Annotated in this window: 10 protein-coding genes; 7 read left to right on the top strand and 3 right to left on the bottom strand. The window is 48.6% G+C overall.

The window, feature by feature from the left end:
- Positions 1-10 precede the first annotated feature (10 nt).
- On the bottom strand, positions 11-3,220 hold the full coding sequence (locus ACKU40_RS01670) for an SNF2-related protein (RefSeq protein ID WP_320174809.1): 3,210 nt from the start codon (positions 3,218-3,220) through the stop codon (positions 11-13).
- Between the two features lie 242 nt (positions 3,221-3,462).
- Between ACKU40_RS01670 and ACKU40_RS01675 the strand changes: the two genes are divergently transcribed.
- Positions 3,463-5,127: a peptide-binding protein gene (locus ACKU40_RS01675; protein ID WP_320174810.1), complete on the top strand. Its 1,665-nt coding sequence runs from the start codon at positions 3,463-3,465 to the stop codon at positions 5,125-5,127.
- A 2-nt stretch (positions 5,128-5,129) separates the two neighbouring features.
- Positions 5,130-7,301 carry a bifunctional (p)ppGpp synthetase/guanosine-3',5'-bis(diphosphate) 3'-pyrophosphohydrolase gene (locus tag ACKU40_RS01680; RefSeq protein WP_320174811.1) on the top strand — a complete coding sequence of 724 codons (2,172 nt, stop codon included), beginning with the start codon at positions 5,130-5,132 and terminating at the stop codon, positions 7,299-7,301.
- 61 nt (positions 7,302-7,362) lie between these two features.
- Here ACKU40_RS01680 and ACKU40_RS01685 read toward each other — a convergent pair whose 3' ends face one another.
- Positions 7,363-7,893, bottom strand: coding sequence for an isochorismatase family protein (locus tag ACKU40_RS01685; RefSeq protein WP_320174812.1), 531 nt, complete (start codon positions 7,891-7,893; stop codon positions 7,363-7,365).
- Positions 7,894-8,123: 230 nt separating this feature from the next.
- On the opposite strand from ACKU40_RS01685, the gene ACKU40_RS01690 reads away from it, so the two are divergent.
- Genes ACKU40_RS01690 through ACKU40_RS01700 form a run of 3 tightly spaced genes read left to right on the top strand, consistent with a single transcriptional unit; the run spans position 8,124 to position 12,961 of the window.
- Positions 8,124-8,789 carry a CerR family C-terminal domain-containing protein gene (locus tag ACKU40_RS01690; RefSeq protein ID WP_320174813.1) on the top strand — a complete coding sequence of 222 codons (666 nt, stop codon included), beginning with the start codon at positions 8,124-8,126 and terminating at the stop codon, positions 8,787-8,789.
- Positions 8,790-8,801: 12 nt separating this feature from the next.
- Entirely contained in the window at positions 8,802-9,881 is a 1,080-nt protein-coding gene (locus tag ACKU40_RS01695; protein ID WP_320174814.1) for an efflux RND transporter periplasmic adaptor subunit, read from the top strand.
- Positions 9,878-12,961 (top strand): efflux RND transporter permease subunit, encoded by a 3,084-nt coding sequence (locus ACKU40_RS01700; protein WP_320174815.1) that lies wholly within the window; start codon positions 9,878-9,880, stop codon positions 12,959-12,961. Before ACKU40_RS01695 ends, ACKU40_RS01700 begins: the two co-directional genes overlap by 4 nt.
- Positions 12,962-13,031: 70 nt before the next feature.
- On the opposite strand, the gene ispH is transcribed toward ACKU40_RS01700, so the two are convergent.
- The gene (gene ispH / locus ACKU40_RS01705; protein ID WP_320174816.1) at positions 13,032-13,880 is read right to left on the bottom strand and encodes a 4-hydroxy-3-methylbut-2-enyl diphosphate reductase; all 849 of its coding nucleotides are present in this window, start codon (positions 13,878-13,880) and stop codon (positions 13,032-13,034) included.
- Between the two features lie 203 nt (positions 13,881-14,083).
- Between ispH and ACKU40_RS01710 the strand changes: the two genes are divergently transcribed.
- Complete coding sequence (locus ACKU40_RS01710) at positions 14,084-15,466, top strand: aspartate aminotransferase family protein (protein WP_320174817.1); 1,383 nt, start codon at positions 14,084-14,086, stop codon at positions 15,464-15,466.
- A gap of 139 nt (positions 15,467-15,605) precedes the next feature.
- Entirely contained in the window at positions 15,606-18,290 is a 2,685-nt protein-coding gene (locus ACKU40_RS01715; protein WP_320174818.1) for an MMPL family transporter, read from the top strand.
- Position 18,291 lies beyond the last annotated feature (1 nt).

Raw genomic sequence — 18,291 nt, forward strand, 5'->3', positions numbered from 1 at the left:
TACAGCTGCATTAAATTTCGAACAACATTTCAAGGTCGTCACGGGTGAGCGACTTGAGTGCGGACTGGCCCGGAATAATGGCGTCCGCAACGCTTTTCTTCATTTCCTGCAGGCCGAGAATCTTTTCTTCGACGGTGTTCTGGCAGATCATTTTGTACGCGAATACCTGACGTTTCTGACCGATACGGTGGGTACGGTCAGTTGCCTGATTTTCCACTGCCGGGTTCCACCACGGATCGTAATGGATAACATAGTCGGCAGAGGTCAGGTTAAGTCCGGTACCACCCGCTTTCAGCGAGATGAGGAAGATGGGGATATCCGGGCTGTCGTTAAAGCGGTCAACCTGTTCAAAACGGTCTTTACTGGAGCCATCAAGGTAGGCGAAGGGGATACCCTTAATAGTCAGCCATGAACGGATTACATGCAGCATCTGTACGAACTGGGAGAAGACCAGAACTTTGTGTCCTCCTTCGACAATATCAAAGATGAGGTCTTTGAAGGCGTCGAATTTGCCGGAAGGCAGGTTGGTGGACAGGCCGGGCATATCCAGTTTGAGCAAACGCGGGTGACAGCAGATCTGGCGCAGTTTGAGCAGTGCGTCGAGGATGGACATCTGGCTTTTGGCCATGCCTTTCTCGTCCACATCCCTGAGCACCTGATCCTTGAGGCGCTTGGCAAGGGCGTTGTAAAGTTCGCGCTGTTCCTCGATGAGATCGCAGTAATGTACAGTCTCGATCTTGGGCGGCAGGTCTTTGGCCACTTCGGATTTGGTACGGCGCAGGATGAATGGTTTCACCCTTGTGCGCAGGTAATTGAGGGTGTCTTCGTCACCATCTTTGATGGGTTTGACGATGCCTCTCTGGAAAGAATGCTGTGAGCTGAGGAAGCCGGGCATGAGGAACTCGAACAGGGACCAGAGCTCAAAGAGGTTGTTTTCAATGGGCGTACCGGAGAGGCAGAGGCGCATGTCACTCTTGAGCTTGCGTACCGACTTGGCGGTGATGGTGTTCGGGTTCTTGATGTTCTGGGCTTCATCAAGAATTACAGAAGTATATTCGTGCTTGAGCAGCTCTTCAAGGTCCCTGCGCAGCAATGCGTAAGTGGTGATTACGATTGTGGATTCGGGGATTTGCTTAAACAGGTCCTCACGTCTTGATCCGTAGATGGTCAGTAAGGGAAGGTGCGGGCAGAATTTCTGCGCTTCACGTTCCCAGTTGGGCATGACCGAGGTCGGCACGATGATCAGGTTCGGGCCTGTGATTCCCCGCTCGTGCAGGGAAAGGATGAATGACAGGGTCTGGATGGTTTTACCGAGACCCATTTCATCCGCAAGGATACCGCCGAACTTGTAGTCGCGCAGGAAGTTCAGATAGCTGAGGCCCTGTACCTGATAGGGGCGCAAGGTCGCGTTCAGAGCCTTGGGCTGATCAATCATTTTGATTTCATCAAAGTTGTGGATCTTCTCACGCAGCTTCACGAAATGTTCGTCAGTCTTGGCGTCGGGAAGGTCCTCAATGATTTTATCCAGCACAGGGGTTTCGTACTGCTCAAACTGCTGACGCGGAGGCTGTTCCGGATCATAACCAAGAGCTTTGAGCTTATGGCTGAGTTTCTTGAGCCATGATTCGGGAAGGCTGGTGTAAGAGCCGTCCTTGAGCTGAACGTAACGTTTGCCCTGACTCCACGCTTCCCAGATTTTATCAATGGGAACGCGCTGGTCATCGTATTCGACATTGATGTCGAGGTTGAACCACTTGTTGTCTTCATCGGTTTCAACTTCGGCAACAATCTGCGGTGTGGTGAGCCTTACCTTGTAGCGGGTCAGGTTCTTTTCACCGTAAATTCTGTATGCCTCAACCAACTGCGGGTAGTGGTCCAGCAGGAAGGTGATGGCCGCTTCCTGTTCCATGAACCATGTAGAGTTGTTCCGCGGCTGGAAACCCATATCGCGAAGCTCGGCAAAAAGCTGTGCTTCTTCGTCCTGCGCACGGCGAACAAGGTAGGATTTGTCTCCGTCCTTGTAGCTTCCGGTCTGCAGATCCGGGTTGGGTTCGCCCATGGAGATTTCCCCGTGCTCGGTATCGTAGGTGTTGTCGACCCTGATGGTCAGCAACGAGCCTTCCTCATTGAGGTAGAGCTTGGGGTTGAATGTAGCCGGAACAAAGAACGGCTGCATTTTCTCAAGGAACTCTTCGTGGTCATGCAGGTCGGAAACCGGAATCTGTGTCCATACGCGATCAAGGAATTCCGGGATATCTCCGGGAGGAATAACCGGATTCTGGATGCGCATTTCCTGCACCAGTTTGGGTGCAAGAGTGGTCTGAACCGGGTAGAAACCCTGTTTCCAATAAACCCACAGAGGCAATCTTCCGTAGAAAAATACTTCATCGTCATCCATGATGGAGAAAGGCGGCTTGCCTTCATCCGAAAGAAGGATGTCGAAGGAGAGGCCTTCCTCGGAAAGTTCCGGGGAAAGCTTGAGCTGCATGGTTCTGCTTTCAATGCGGATTGGAATATCCGTATCGCGCAGGAACATGTAATATTCGTCCTTGATGGCGGTGAAAAACCAGGCGTGCAGGCCGGCCGGGATTTCAACCCGGTGTCCGCGGTAATCAAGGTAGTGGCCTATCTGTTCAGCAACATGCGGAAGACTGGGGGAGGTTTCGCTCCACTCAGTTTTTTCGATTACATCTTGCAGTTCAATTTCGTTCTGAACCTGTGAAAGTCCGGACTTGTTCTGGCGGGCACGAAAAAAGGCCACCTGCAACCGTTCCGGTTCAGGGTACATACGGTAAATGATGTAATGTTTGCCCGCTTCAGGTTCCAGTTCTGTTGCAAAGAAAGAACGGAAGTTCTGGCGCCAGTCAGTTTGTTTTTTGCTTTCGGCTTCCTCTTCTTCTGAATCGAGAGAAAGGAGCAGTTTAAGTGCAGCAGCAGCTACATGTTTACATACACCGGAAAATGACTCCGGGCAGTTGCAATAATGGTTGATGCTTTCCTCTGCAAGGTTAAGACCTAATTCAGAAGAGTAATTCTGAAAATCGTCACCTTGGATTGTTGCATCAATATCCCAGTATCTTTCGCGCTTTTTCAGGTCGAGTTTCTGGACCCCATCAGAATTCACGATAGTGCGCGCTCCGTCCAGAATGTATTCCGGAACAGTGTCGGAGACGAATGATTTGAGAATTGATTTTACTACAGCTTCTTCATTTTGAGACATGATTACGTTTTCCCCAGAACTGTAACTTTCCTTAGTTAATTATATCTTATATGAAATAAAAGTAATGTTATACAAAATAATTGCATTAAGTTCGCTTTCGCTGAATCCGTAAAGTAAAAAGCGGTTCAGGTCAATCTGTATCGCCCGGTTACTTGGCTTTTATTCCACAATAGTCCATACTGAATATATTATCAATGTAGTTGGGTTAATGGAAGATTTTTATTCTAAAAAACAAGGTTAACATGAACAGATTGATTCCCACCATGCTTATCATGGTTTGTCTGGTTCTCGTTCCTGCCTGTGGTCAGGATGGAAATAATGATGCGCCGAAGCAGGGCGTTTCTAATACTGCTACTGAAAATGTTGATATTTCAAAGCCGGTTTATGGAGGCAGGTATAGAGAGCCGACTTTGGCCGAACCAATGTGCCTTATCCCTCTGCTTTCGTCTGATTCGGCAAGTTCAGCCGTTGAGGCAAAGCTTTACGTATCTTCTTTGAAGTATGATAAAAATATTGAATTGGTGCCGGAGGCGGCAGAGTCATATGAGGTTCTTGATGGCGGCAAACTGCTGCGTTTTAAGCTTCGGAAAGACATTCGTTGGACTGACGGAGTTCCGCTCACAGCTGAGGATGTAGAGTTTACTTACAAGACGATGATTGATCCCAAGACTCCGACAGCTTATGCTGGGGATTTTTTGAATGTTAAAGAATTCAAGCTGATTGACAAATATACTTTCGAGGTCCGCTACGATAAGGTTTTCGCCCGTTCTTTAATAACATGGGCTCTTTCCATTCTGCCCAAGCACGTATTGGAGAATGAGGATCTGAATACCACAAAGTACAGGCGCAATCCTATTGGGTCCGGACCTTATAAGTTAAAAGAGTGGATTCCCGGCCGCAGGGTTGTCCTCGAAGCCAATGATGATTATTTTGAAGGACGGCCTTATATAGATGAGAAGGTTTACCGTGTCATTCCCGATCTTTCCACCCAGTTTCTTGAACTTAAAAGTGGCAGCCTTGATGAAATGGGGCTGACTCCGCAACAATATTCCTTTCAGACCTCTGGTGGTAATTGGGAACGTGATTTTCAGAAATTTAAGTATCTTTCCTTTTCTTATACTTACCTTGGCTTTAATATGGAAAGTCCTTTCTTTAAAGATGTACGGGTTCGCAAAGCTATAAACTATGCGATAGACAAGGAGGAGATTGTTAAGGGAGTTCTGCTTGGACTGGGCTATCCGGCCATGGGGCCTTACAAACCCGGAACATGGGTCTATAATGATAAGTTGAAGCCTTATGGATACAAACCGGAAAAAGCAAAAGCCTTACTCAAGGAAGCCGGCTGGATTGACAGTGATGGAGACGGAATAATTGATAGAGACGGCAGACCGTTTTCATTTACAATTATTACCAATCAGGGAAATTCCTTGCGTATTAAGGCCGCAACAATTATTCAGAATCGTTTGAAGGGGATCGGAATCGAAGTTAAAATCAGAACTGTAGAATGGGCGGCTTTTCTAAAAGAATTTATTATGAAAGGCCGCTTTGATGCAACAATACTCAGTTGGAATATACTACAGGACCCTGATAGTTATACTGTCTGGCATTCATCCAAAGCCGTTGCCGGCGGGCTGAATTTCATCAAATATAAGAACAGTGAGCTTGATGAGCTGCTCGAAAAAGGACGAACCACTCTGGATCAGTCCGAGCGTAAGGTCATTTATGACCGCATTCAGGAAATCATGCATGAAGAGCAGCCGTACTGCTTCCTTTATGTTCCCATGGCTCTGCCTATCCTTAGCAGCAGAATCAAGGGGTTGAAAGTGGAACCCGCAGGGCTGGATTATAATGCCAACGAGTGGTGGATTCCCGCACCATTACAGAAGAAACCGAGTTTACAGCAGTAATTATGATACGCATTAACGAAATCACTGACATAGTCAGTTCTTATATTGATGACCCTGATCTGGACCTGATCCAGAGGGCTTACGTATTTTCTGCACGTGCCCATGAAGGGCAGGTGCGTCTTTCCGGTGAGCCGTACCTTGCCCATCCGTTGCACGTTGCCAAGCTTCTGGCTGACATGCGTCTTGATGAACCTACCGTGGCTGCCGGCTTGCTGCACGATACTGTGGAAGATACTGACACCACTATTGATGAGATTGCGGATCTCTTCGGTGAAGAAGTCGCTGATATCGTAGACGGTGTGACCAAGATCAGCATGATGGATTTCGAGTCCAAGGCTATCGCCAAGGCAGAGAACATCCGTAAGATGATTCTGGCCATGGCTGAAGATATCCGCGTGCTCATGGTTAAGCTGGCCGACCGCCTGCACAATATGCGCACTCTCGATTTTCAGAAGAGTTACAAGCAGTTGCTCATCGCGCAGGAAACCATGGATATTTATTCTCCTCTTGCCAACAGGCTCGGGCTGTACATGGTTAAGCGTGATCTTGAAGATCTCTGTCTATATTATCTCAAGCCCGACGTTTATCAGGATATTACCGACGGATTGGAACGTCAGCATACCATCGGTAAAGAGTATGTGGATAACGTAATCGGGTTGCTGAATGGAATTCTTGATAACAACGAGATCAAGGGGACCATTTACGGTCGAACCAAGCATATCTACAGCATTCATAAAAAGATGCAGCGTCAGAACCTGAGCCTTGATCAGGTGTACGACATTATTGCTTTCCGGGTAATTGTTGAATCCGTTAAGGACTGCTACTCCGTGCTGGGTCTGGTCCACTCCATGTGGAAACCTATTTCCGGCAAGTTTAAGGATTACATTTCCATTCCTAAAGCCAACATGTATCAGTCATTGCACACCACGGTTATCGGTCCGGAAGGTGAACGCATTGAGATTCAGATCAGAACTGAAGAGATGCAGCAGGTGGCGGAATACGGTGTTGCCGCTCACTGGCAATATAAAGAGTCCGGCAGGAGTGATTCCAAGCAGAACCGTGATGCCGAGCGTTTTTCATGGCTCAGGCAGATTATGGATTGGCAGCGGGAACTTGAAGATCCACGCGAATTTATGGCTTCATTGCGTTTCGATCTTTTTAACGATGAGGTCTATGTTTTTACTCCTTCAGGTGATATCAAGGAGCTTCCTGATGGTGCTACCCCGGTTGACTTTGCCTACTCAATTCATACCGAGGTAGGTAACCACTGTACTGGGGCAAAAGTTAACGGGCGTATGGTTCCGCTTAACTCCGTGCTCAAGAACGGGGACACCATTGAGGTTTTCACCGATAAGAAGCGCAAGCCCAGCCGCGACTGGCTTAAGTTTGTAAAGACTGCCAAGGCTCGGACACGCATCAAGCATTATATCCGCACCGAGGAGCGGACCAGCTCCATCATGCTTGCCAAGGAGTTGCTTGAGAAAGAAGGTCGCCGCATGAATATCAATGTGGCCAAGGCCATGAAAGACGGTTATTTCGTCATGCTGGCCGATGAATTTAATTTCGGGCATGTAGATGATCTGCTTTCAAATATCGGCTACTCACGGATTACTCCGCGTAAGGTCTTAGGCCGCCTGCATGCTGTCATGAATGAAATTGAGGGTGTTGAGACAGCAGTACCCAAACAGGAACATCCGCATCATGGAACTGAAGAGGATAAGGCGAAAAGTGCAGCCAATTCCATTGATATCGAAGGTGTGGACAACGTTCTTATCCGCTTTGCCGGCTGCTGCACACCGCTCCCCGGTGAGCCGATCATCGGTTACATCAGCCGTGGACGAGGGGTGGTTATCCATTCCGCAACTTGCCCCAATATCAAGAGCCTTGAAGAGGAACGTCTGCTCAGCGTTTCATGGTCCGGAGGACAGGAAGAGTCACAGCATCCGGCTCAGATTCGTATTCGCTGCCGCAACCACAAGGGCATGCTGGCGAAAATATGTACCGTGCTTACCGAGATGGACGTCAATATTGATTCCGGTGAATTCAAGTCCGATCTGGACGGCAGTTCCGTGCTTGAATTTACCGTGGAAGTCACCGACCTCGGCCACCTGCACCGTTCCCTGAACAAGCTCAAGACTATCGAGCATGTTCTGGAGGCTACACGATTAAGCTAACTTGATTTATTTTAATAAATATTAAGTCCCGCTGAACTTGTTTCGGCGGGACTTTTTTGTTTTACAGCTCGTTAAGAATTGTTTTCGTTAGTTCAACCCCTATCAACTGTGGCGCGTACATTTCCGACCAGACAAAATTGTGGTGTTTGATGATTGTTTCGGCATTAAGATAGGGCTTGTTCGCTGTGGTGTGTGCATCTGATGCAACCTGCACTTTGTAGCCCATGCTTGCGGCCTGCCGGACAGTGGTGTCTATGCAGAAATCTGTGCAGCATCCGGTGATGATCAGTTCATTCACATTAAGTTGAGTCAGCACTTGCTCAAGATTTGTATTGCAGAAAGAGTCACAGTTGGTCTTTTCCACAGTTGTGTCAGTTGCACGGAAATCCAGTTCGTCCAGAACCTGCCAGCCGTCAGAATCTAGTTGCAGGCCGTCTTCTTCGTTATTGTGCCGGACAAAAATTACCGGAAACTTTTTGTCCCGTGCTTTCGTTGTAAGTGAATTGATCCTGCTGATTACTCTTGTCGCGTCGTAGCGGTTCCCTGCGGCAAATAATGCTTTCTGCATATCTATGATTAGTAATGCTCTCATGCTGAGTTCCTTCTGGTGGGCGGATAGGTCTTTAATTAAAAGATTTCTAAATTATTATTTGATTCTTGGGAAGGTTTGTCTCTTAACTTTGCTTAAGAGCTAGTAATTAAGAGTTAAATTTATATACAAAAGTTTTAAACGAAATTTTTAAACAAACGTTTGACTTTGTGCCGATCGATGTTTATCTCTGTTTTATAAAGAATTTAAACTTGCTTGAGAGGCACTATATTATGACGCAACATCCCAAGGGAAAAACAAATAAAGCTCGCGGTGAAGAAACCCGCAATAAACTTATTGAGGTGGGTTTAAGGTTGTTCGCCATGAACGGTTTCAACGGTGTGAGTATGCGCAGCCTTGCTTCAGAAGCGGAAGTCAATCTGGCTACTGTGGGGTACCATTTCGGCGGTAAACAGGGATTGTACGAAGCGGTTATCCGTGAAATTATCCGTTTCCGTGAAGAGATTATGCCCAGTATTGAAACCGCACAAAAGCAGATTGACCGTTTCAAGTCAGGTGAAATTTCCAAGGAAGAAATGGTTGCCTGGCTTTTTCGTTCCCAGATGTTGGGAGTGCTCAGCGATCCGATAACTGTCTGGGGCATCATGTTGATCAACCGGGAAATGGCTGCTCCCAGCGAAGTCTATCCATTGTTGGATAAAGAGTTCTTTGAACCTTCTATACAATCCATGAATATAGTGATTCAGGCCGCAATGGATGACGATGCTTCAAATACCGAAATTATGGCGGTGAGTACCGCGTTGATTGGTATTGTGCTCAAGTTCGTCAAGTCTAAGGCTTTCACTGACCGTGTTGGTTGGGATGAAATGACTCCGGAGCGCATTGAAGAGCTCATAGAAATCCTGTCCAGAAGGGTAGTAGCCCTTATCTGCTGCTAGGAGGATATTAAAATGAAAAGATTAATAGTTATTTCAATATTGGTACTCGGTTTTGCCTTAACAGGATGTAAGGAAAAGCCTTCTCCGGTGCAGGAAGTGCTGCGTCCGGTAAAGACCATGCAGGTCGGTGAAGGTGGCTCAGGCAGACAGTGGGTTTTCTCAGGTACTGCCGAGGATGCCTTGCAGTCAGATCTTTCCTTCCGTGTAGGGGGAAAGATTACTTCTTTTCCCGGTGACCAGATCGGTCGCAAGTTTCGGTCCGGAGAAGTTATAGCCCGCCTTGATCCTGCTGATTACGAGCTTGAAGTTCGTCAGGCGGAATCCAACCTTGAGCAGGTTCGCGCAAACTTTGTTCGTGCCAAGGCTGATGTAGACCGCATCGAGCAGCTTTATAAGCGTAAAGTTGTTTCCAAGTCTGAGCTTGATCAGGCTGAAGCGGATTTCAAGTCTTATCAGGCGCAGCTAAATGCATCTGCCAAGCAGCTCGATATTGCCCGCAAGCGCCTGCGCTATACTGTGCTTAAGGCTCCTTTCGACGGTTGGGTCGGTGCTGTTGCCGTGAATGTTCATCAGAACGTGCAGTCAGGCCAGAAAGTTGTCGGTTTCAACGCCGGGAAGCAGATGAAGATGTCCATCTCTTTACCTGACACTTTGATTGCAACCGTGAGTGAGGGGGAGAAAGTGCAGGTCACTTTCGATGCTTTGCCCGGCAAGGTAATGCAGGGGGTAATCATGGAAGTTGGTATCGGAACTAACGAAGGAGCTTCCTTCCCGGTTAAAGTCTACCTTGATAACTCCCAGCAACTGGTGCGCAGCGGCATGTCCGGCAATGTCAGATTTGCCGGCCGTTCTGATAACTCAAATCTTTATGTGGCTCCCTCTGCTATCGTAGGCAATCCTGACGGCAGCAAGCATGTCTGGGTTGTTGAGAACGGTTCGGTGGTCAAGCGCCGTGACGTTGAAATCGGGAATATTTCCTTTAAGGGCGTTCTGATTAAGGAAGGTCTCAAGTCCGGGGAAATTGTGGTCACTCGTGGTGTGCACTCACTTAAGGATGGTCTGAAGGTACGTAATGTCGGGGGGCTGTCGTGAATCTTGCCAGATGGTGCATTGAAAACAACAGGACTTCCATTGCTCTGTTTGTCTTAATTGCTTTTGCAGGTGTTTCCACCTTTTTCAGCATCCCGAAATCCGAAGACCCCGATTTTACAATCCGTACAGCTGTTATCAGTACGGTCTTTCCAGGTGCTTCTCCCCAGAGGGTGGAGGAACTGGTAACGGATAAACTGGAAGAGAAAATCAGGGAAATCGACGTTATCAAAAACGTTCGTTCCCAGTCTATGACCGGACTTTCCATTATTGAGGTCGAGTTTCAGGAAAACCAGAAAAACATGACCCCGATCTGGCAACAGTTGCGCAACAAGGTCCTTGATGCCAAGAAGGATCTTCCTGCCGAAGCCTATGAGCCGATGGTCAACGATGAATTCGGTGATGTGTTCGGTATTGTGGTTGCCTTGACCGGGGACGGTTTTACCTATCGTGAACTCAAGGACGTTGCTGATTATACCCGCGATGAATTGCTCTCCATACCGAGTGTCGGGAAGGTAGACCGTTGGGGATTGCAGGATGAGCGGGTTTTTGTGGATTTTTCCAACTCCCGTATGGCTGCTGCGGGTATCACTCCTTTTGCTTTGGCCCAGATGCTCAGCCAGCAGAACATGATCCGTCCCAGTGGTTCGGCCAAGGTCGGACCGGAGCGCATTTATATCGAACCGACCGGGGAATTCAAATCTGTTGATGATATCAGGAACATGTCTTTGCGGGTTGAGGGCATGAAGTCATCGCTCAAACTTTCTGATGTCACTGAGATCACCCGCGGTTTTGCAGATCCTCCGGGAGTTATGGCCCGCTATAACGGTGAACCGTGTATCATGCTGGCGATTTCCATGGCTGACGGCAACAACATCATGGAAGTTGGAGAGCTGGTTAGTGCCAAATTGGAGAAGCTTTCGAAGAATCTCTATCACGGCATGGAATACAATGTTGTTGTTTACCAGCCGGACTATGTTGATACTGCTGTAACCGATTTCATGATCAACTTGCTTGAATCATTTGTATTCGTTGTTGTGGTTATTCTTGTGTTTGCCGGTTTCCGCACCGGACTGATTGCCGGTTCGCTGGTGCCCATGGCCATGCTTGGCTGTCTTGGGTTGATGCCTTTGTTTGATGTCGGTTTGCAGCGAATCTCCATTGCCTCGCTGATTATCTCTCTTGGTATCCTTGTTGATAACGGGGTTGTTGTTTCAGAAGCTATTCTCGTGCGTCTTGCTACTGGAGAGGAACGGTTAAAGGCTGTTGTCGGTGCTGTTTCCGAGCTGTGGATGCCGCTTCTTGCTGCTTCCCTGACCACTGTTTTCGCATTTCTTCCCATTCCGCTGGCAGAGAACGCCACGGGAGAATTCTGTTTCTCTCTGTTTATCGTAGTCAGCCTTACCCTGCTTTGTTCATGGGGACTGTCCATGTCCATGGTGCCCATGCTTTGCTACTACGTTCTGAAGCCCAAGGTAGTAATTCAGACTTTTTCAAGTCGTATGTACCGTGTCTACAGGGCTATGCTGCTTTTTTGCCTGCGCCACCGTCCCGCTTTTCTTGCTGTGGTGCTTATCGGTTGTATGGCGGCGTTCTGGGGATTCCAGTTCGTACCCAAAATGTTTTTTCCGCCTAACGAGCGTGCCCAGTTCACCATTGATTTCTGGCAGCCTTTCGGAACCGACATCACTTCTACAGCGGATGAAGTCGGCAGGCTGGAGCAGTTTCTGCTCGCCGATAAGGGTGTTGAAAGTATCGGTACCTTTATCGGGCACGGCGGTCCGCGCTGGTATCTGCCCCTCAACCTTGAACAGCGCAATGACAACCTCGCCACGTTTGTAATCAATACCAAAAGTGTTGAAGCAACTGATGAGGTAATCGATCGTACCCGCAAGAAACTTAAGTCCGAGTTTCCTGATGCTGATTTCAGTCTTAAGAAGCTGATGAACGGGCCTCCGGTAGGTGCTCCGGTACAGATTCGTATCTCCGGCCCGGATCAGAAAACACTTTACCATCTGCGTGATAGGATTACCGCTATTGTGGAGAAAACTCCCGGAGTATCCCGTGTCTGGGATGACTGGGGCCAGTGGACCAAGAAAATGGAAGTGAACGTGGATCAGGACAAGGCCCGTCAGGCCGGACTGACAAGTTCAGATGTGGCGCTCAGCCTGCAATCCAGCATGAGTGGTTATCAGGCTTCGACCTATCGTGACGGAGATACCAACATCCCCATCATGCTGCGTACTGAGGGTGATTTTCGTGACCGTCTGGACAAGCTGGAAAGTCTGAATGTCTATTCCTATCAGGCCCAGAAGAATGTTCCGCTGAGCCAGATAGCCTCGTCCGAATTGGTCTGGCAGCCCTCGGATATCCGCCGCAGGGATCAGACAAGGACAATGACCGTTAAGGCAGATCTCTTTGATGGTTATTTTGCCATGCAGACCCTTGATGCTGTACGTCCTGAAATTGAAAAAATGATGCAGTCCGAAAACTGGCCTGTGGGATATTCCGTTGCTTATGGTGGTGAGTTCGAAAAGAGTCAGGAAAGTCAGGAAGCTATCAATGCCAACATGCCCCTTGCCATGGGACTCTTGGTGCTGGTGCTTGTCTTCCAGTTCAACTCTTTCCGGCGTCCGCTGATAATTCTGCTGACCCTGCCGCCTATGATGTGCGGTATTACTCCGGGTATGATCCTGACCAATTCGCCTTTCGGATTTATGCCCATGCTGGGAATGATCAGCCTGCTGGGGATTATCGTTAACAACGCCATTATGCTCATTGACCGCATTGAAATCCTGCGCGGACGGGGGCTTGATCTGGATAACTCCATTGTGCTGGCTTCCCTTGAGCGGGCAAGGCCGATTATTATGACTGCTACCACGACCATCATCGGTATGGTTCCGCTTTCATTGCAGGGCGGGGAAATGTGGAGGCCCATGGCCAACTGCATTATGTCCGGGCTTACGTTTGCCACGGTACTCACCCTGATCCTTTGTCCGGTACTTTATTCTCTCTTCTTTAAGCAGAGTTTCAAGAAATACGAATGGAATCAGGCTGTGGTTGCGCAGGGTAGTGATGTTTAGTTAATTGAAAATTAAAAAGGCCCGCAATTCCTTGGGAGTTGCGGGCCTTTTTTTGCGCTTTTAAATAATCTTATAAAGCTTCCAGAATGTGCTGAATAGAGTCTACCAGACGCTTGGGAGTGGAAGCCCCGGCTGTGAGGCCGATTCTCTTCATGTGCTTGAGTTCTTCAAGGGGAAGTTCATCGGCAATTTCAACGTGGGTGCATTTTGTGCCTGCTGTTTCGACAACCTGCACAAGGCGGCGGGTATTACCGGAAATGCGACCGCCTACAACTATCATGTGGTCAACTTCTTCGGAAAGAGAGATTGCTTCGTCCTGACGCTGGCGGGTGGCATCACAGATGGTTTTAAGGATTACGAAATTAATCCCTTTGTTTTTCAAGTAGTTAATGCAGTCGTCATAAACCGCACGGTCCTGAGTGGTCTGGGCGGCGAGGCAGTATTTCTGGTTCGGGTCCAGATCAATTGCCTGAAGCTCTTCAAGGGAATCAAAAAGATGCGGCCCGGCAGGTCCGTAACTGAGCAAACCTTTTACTTCCGGGTGACTGTCTTCGCCGTAGAGAAGCAGAACGCGGTCATCTTCGGTATTGCGCTGGATGAGCAGCTGCGCTTTTTTTACTTTGGGACAGGTGGCGTCAATGACGTTTACCCCACGTTTGCGCAGGTCTTCTTCAACGGCCTTGGGGATGCCGTGTGCGCGGATTACCACGTAGGCGCCATCAGGCACTTCGTCAGGGGTTGTTGCGGTCACAACTCCTTGTTTCTCATAATCTTCAAGAACCTGAGGGTTGTGAATAATCGGCCCTAAAATGTATATTTTTCTGTCTTCGTCTTTCTCAATGAGGGAATCGAGCTTGTTGAGGGCAAGGTCCACGCCCATGCAGAATCCGGCTGTCTCAGCCCTGATAACTTCAACCATTTAGGCCTCCATATATTTCACGGCATGTGCTGCCGTTTTGTTTTCTGTTTTAACTATTAATTATACATTTCATCGTTTCGTTTGGCAATGGCACAGATTCGAGGTTAACTTGCCTATAAGCCATTGACCACGGGGGGGAAGGGGAGTATTTTCCCCGAAAATAATTTTACAGTTAATATTGAAATAAATTGGAGCCTGATAATATGAGTTCTGAGATAGTTAAAAAATATAGAGAAAGAATGGCGGAAGCCTACGATCTGCACCGTAAGTATGTAAACCCCCAGTTTGTGCGGGTTCTTGAAGTTATCGGTTATGACCGCAATTATGTCTCATCCGAGGGCGCATACCTGACCGACGCCAAAGGCGTTCAGGTTCTCGATTTCCTGTCCGGATTCGGAGTTTATAACATCGGGCGTAACCATCCCCATGTTGCTGGCGTACTCAAAGAAGTAATGGATGAGAAGACTGCCAGCATTGTGCAGATGGACTTGGGTGTTATGTCCGGCATGCTGGCTGAGAAGCTGGCAGAGCTTGCTCCCGGTGACCTTGAAGCTGTGTTTTTTACCAACTCCGGTACTGAAGGGGTTGAAGGTGCTCTTAAATTTGCACGTCAGGCCAGCGGGAAGCATAAGCTGGTTCACTGTCACCACGCTTTCCACGGATTGACCCTCGGTTCCCTGTCCGTAAACGCAAACCGTGAATTCAGGGACCGTAACGAACCTTTGCTGCCCGATTGTGCGGCTGTTCCGTTCAACGACCTTGAGGCTTTGGAAGAAGCTCTTAAAGGCGGTGATGTCGGTGCATTTATTTTTGAAACCGTGCAGGGTAAAGGCGTTTTCGTACCTGAAGACGGATACCTCAAGGGTGTGCGCGAACTTTGCGACAAGTACGGAACCTACATGATTGCCGACGAAGTACAGTGCGGCATGGGACGTACAGGAAAGATGTTTGCTGTTGAACACTGGGGAGTTAAACCGGATATTCTGGTCATTTCCAAAGCGCTTTCCGGCGGCTATATCCCTGTGGGTGCAATCATCACTACCCGTGAGATTCACGGCAAAATTTTCGATTCCATGGAACGCTGCTTTGCCCACTCCAACACTTTTGGTCAGAACGATCTGGCCATGGCTGCCGGGCTGGCAACATTTGAAGTTCTTGAAAAGGAAAAGTTGGTTGAAAATGCTGCCCGGATGGGACAGCGCATTGAAGAAGGTCTGCAGAAACTTGCTGAAAAGTACGAAATGCTGGTTGAAGTGCGCGCAAAGGGCCTCATTATCGGCATGCAGTTCGGCGAACCGAAATCCATGGCTCTTAAGGCCAGTTGGAAATTGTTGCATAAAATGAATGCCGACCTTTTCTGCCAGATGATCACTATGCCCTTGCTGGAGAAACATAACATTCTCAGTCAGGTTGCGGGACACGGTCTTGATACTGTTAAAATCCTGCCTCCGCTGATGATTAACGATGAAGATGTAGATAAATTCATCGCAGCCATGGATGATGTACTCAAGGAAGCACACAAGATTACCGGTTCCGCATGGAAAACCGTTAAGGACCTTGGAATCCGTACTGCCAAAACTTCGTAAACTGTTTTTTCTTCTCTACCCGGAAGATTGAAATTCGTGGTAATTTTAGAAGGCAAACTGTATGATAGTTTGCCTTCTTTGATTATTCGCCATGTTTAAAAAAGACCCCTGATGGTTTTGCTGCAGCGGGCATTATTTAATGAATATATTTTATAGTTTTCTAGAAAAGTTGATCCGTTCCATCTTGAAGCTGGTCCGCAAGGCCCCTGTTTGCATTGTTCTCTGTGCTGTCTTGCTGGCTACTGTTTGTGCCGGTTCTTCCGCTCTCTGGCTCAAGCTGGACAGCGATCAGGACAATCTTATTTCCCATGAATTGCCTTTTCAGAAACGAAATCTTGAGCAGATAAAGAATTTCGGTGATCAGGAATATATGTTCGTGGTCATTAAGACCAGAGGAACTGAAGCTGGCAAAACCAAAGCCGCGCAGTTTGCATCGACCCTTGCCACAAAACTTAATAAGCGCCCCGATCTGGTTAAGGAAGTGCATTATGCCATGTCTGCCCGTGACATGGGACCGGGTGTGCTCATGTTTGCCTCTCAGGATGAGTTGCGTCAGTTTGTGACTCTTGCCCGTGATTTCGGTCCGCTGGGTAAGGAGTGGTTTGAAGCTCCGGGATTGTCCCGTTTTTTGGAGATGACTGCAGGGCTCCTTTCCGGTGAAAAGGGCGGTACTGCTGATTCCGAAATGTTCGGCCCGTTCATTGGCGCGCTGGATAATCTTGTTGTCGAAATGCAGTCTTCCCTTGTTTCAGGTCCTACTCTTGAGAATATGAATGCCCCGGTTTTTGATCTGGATAAGGCCGGAATTCAGTATTTCTTTACCCGCAACGGCAAGCTGCTGATCATGCGTATCCTGCCCAAGAAAGATTTCCGGGTTATGGATGTGATCGGGCCTTCGCTTAATTTTGTACGCTCTTCGCTGGAAACAGTGCGGGCGGAATACCCGGATGTTGAAGCAGGACTAACCGGACGTCCGGTGCTCTCCGCAGACGAGATGCACACTACGGATCAGGATATGACCATTTCGGCCATCATTTCAGTGGTTGTGGTGGGGCTGCTGTTCATGTTTATCCTTCACGGCTGGTTGCGTCCCATGCTGGTAATGGGATCATTATTTTGTGCCATGGCTTGGACTTTCGGGTTTACGCTGGTCACACTGGGCCGTTTGAACCTGCTTTCTATTGTCTTTGCGCTTGTGCTGGTCGGTATCGGGGTGGATTTCGGTATTCACATTGTCATGCGTTATGTAGAGGCTTCTGATTCCGGTATGTCACCGGATGAGGCGGTGGAAGAAGCATTGGTTCATACCGGACCCGGAATCTTGCTGGGCGGTTTGACTTCTGTCTGCGCCTTCTATGCCGTACTGGGGCAGGAATTTGTTGGGCTTGCCGAACTGGGGCTTGTGGGTGGAACCGGGATCATCTTTTGTCTGATTTCCATGTTGACCGTCTTACCGTCGGCAATGCTTATTGCGGGCAGGCGTAACTGGTTTCCGTCTTCCCGTCCGCGTATGGCTACCTTGCCGTTTATGGAAAAGGTCATTTCGCGTCCGGTAACGGTGCTGGTCGTTTTCGGCCTGCTCACCGCGCTGGCTTTCCCCGGTTTTCAGAAGGCCGGATTCAATTATAACCTGCTTGAATTGCAGGCCAAGGGGCTGGAGTCTGTTGAATACGAGCACGTGTTGATCAATGATTCCGATGAGTCCACATGGTTCGCAGTCATGACCAGACCGGACCTTGAGTCTGTAGCGTCCCTGATATCGGAATTGAAGCAGGTGCCTTCTGTAGGCCGCATTGAATCCATTCTGGATTTCCTGCCTGACGGTCAAAAAGAGAAAGCAGATATTTTGCGTGGTGAAGCCGAGGTCCTGCAGGGAATCAATCTTGATGCCCGCAATGCCCATCTGGTACCTGACGAGGTTGTAGCCTCTCTTGAGAATTTGATTGAATCCCTTGAAGGGCTTGAGGAAAAACTGTTTTCAGCAGGAGCCAAGCAGGAATTGGATCAGGTTGGTCAAATCATTGAGCGGGCTGATTCCTGCCTTGAAGTTCTGCAGAAGAATCCTGCGGATGCTGTCAACCTGACTCCGCTTCAATCCCGTCTGGTCAATGAGCTTTCCGGGTCTTTTGCCTGGCTTAAGGAAATTCTGGAAGTGCAGTCCGTTACCCCGAACGATTTACCCGAGCATCTGCGTTCTCTCTATGTGGGTAAGGACGGCAGCTTCATGGTTAAGATTTCTCCGGTAGAAAATGTCTGGGATTTTGATAAGCTGACCGGATTTGTGGCCGATCTGCGCAAGATCGATCCTGAAGTGACCGGAGTCCCGGTGGTTGTCCTTGAGTCCTCCCTGCTAATGCGGGAGACTTTTCTTGAGGCCGCCGGACTGACCCTCATTCTGGTTTCAGTTATTCTGTTCCTCAGTTCATTCAGTCTCAGCTACGTGCTGCTGACCCTTGTCCCGCTTTTTGCCGGTATTTTCTGGTTGCTGGAGATTATGGGGCTGACCGGACTGAGCTTTAATTTAGCAAATTTCTTTGCTATTCCTGTTCTTATTGCCATCGGTGTTGACGGCGGGGTCCATTTTCTGGCCCGCTGGAAGGAACTTTCCGAAGGAGAGCGACTTTACCATACCAGTACCCCGGTGGCAGTGGGACTTAGTTTTTGCACTACCATGATAGGTTTCGGGGGGCTGCTTCTGGCCCATCATCGCGGCCTTGCTTCGCTGGGCGGGATCATGGTTACCGGTTCCGCTACCTGTCTTGTAGGTTGCATGGTGGTCTTACCTGCCGTGTTCAGACTGATTGAAAGGATCAAAGGAAAATAAT

The sequence above is a fragment of the Maridesulfovibrio sp. genome, from assembly GCF_963666665.1.
Classification (GTDB): domain Bacteria; phylum Desulfobacterota; class Desulfovibrionia; order Desulfovibrionales; family Desulfovibrionaceae; genus Maridesulfovibrio.